The organism is Paeniroseomonas aquatica (assembly GCF_030409335.1).
GTDB lineage: Bacteria > Pseudomonadota > Alphaproteobacteria > Acetobacterales > Acetobacteraceae > Belnapia > Belnapia aquatica.
The window spans coordinates 4,575-5,171 of record NZ_JAUFPN010000135.1; the positions used below are offsets into that span (position 1 = coordinate 4,575).

The 597-nt window shown below is 64.5% G+C and carries 1 protein-coding gene; it reads left to right on the forward strand.

From position 1 onward, the window contains the following. Positions 1–29: 29 nt before the first annotated feature. A partial coding sequence (locus QWZ14_RS12315) for a molybdopterin-dependent oxidoreductase (RefSeq protein ID WP_290316966.1) occupies positions 30–597 on the forward strand: 568 nt, incomplete at its 3' end.

The window sequence follows — 597 nt, forward strand, 5'->3', positions numbered from 1 at the left end:
CCAAGCCTCGCGCGAATAGGAGGAGAAGAATGGCCATGATCGGCAGACGAGGCGCGCTGCGAGCCGGCGCGGTACTAGGTTTTGGAGCCGCAGCAATAGCGCGGGCCGAAACGGTGACGCTGCCCTTCGGCAATGGCGAGCGGCCACTTGTGGCCTATTCGCAGAAGCGGCCGCTGATCCGGCTGACCTCCCGCCCACCGCAACTCGAAACACCGTTCGCGGTCTATGGCGAGGGCCTCATCACTCCTAACGACGCCTTTTTCGTGCGCTATCACCTTTCGGGCAACACGCCGCCGCAGGGCCTCGACCCCGAGACCTTTCGGTTGACAGTGAAGGGCCGAGTACAAAATCAGCTCTCGCTATCCCTTGCCGAGCTGAAGGCGATGCCCGCGACCGAGATCGTGGCGGTGAACCAGTGTTCCGGCAACAGCCGCGGCTTTTCCGAGCCACGCGTTGCCGGCGGTCAGGCAGCGAACGGGCTGATGGGCAATGCGCGCTGGCTTGGCGTCACCTTGAAGTCAGTGCTCGACCGTGCCGGCATCGCCGCGGGAGCAATGCAAGTCAGCTTCAACGGGCTCGATGAACCCCCCGCACCCG